This window comes from Cohnella baijiui (assembly GCF_020731285.1).
In the GTDB taxonomy this organism is placed as follows: Bacteria; Bacillota; Bacilli; order Paenibacillales; family Paenibacillaceae; genus Cohnella.
On record NZ_JAJFOW010000426.1, the window covers coordinates 1 to 223 of the forward strand.

Consider the following 223-nt stretch of genomic DNA (forward strand, 5'->3'; position numbering starts at 1 on the left):
GCTTGTGATTCGCTCAGAACCGTTGTCTATCACAGACCCTAACGCACCTGTGCCTCTTACTGTTCGTCTATCAGGGCAAAAATTGATAAATGATGTTCGACAGTTGTATATTGGCCCTTCCGATACCATGCCGGACGGGAAAGCAACAGTGGAGATGGGGCATTTAGCGGCTTTTAAAGATGGTGCCTCCGGTAAGCCATTTACGTTTGAAGGAACCATTTAT

At 46.6% G+C, this 223-nt stretch carries 1 protein-coding gene; it reads left to right on the forward strand.

What is annotated here, in order from left to right; genetic code table 11:
* Positions 1 to 223, forward strand: a 223-nt coding sequence (locus LKX83_RS33230; protein WP_370639192.1) for a hypothetical protein, incomplete at both ends; no start/stop codon positions are given.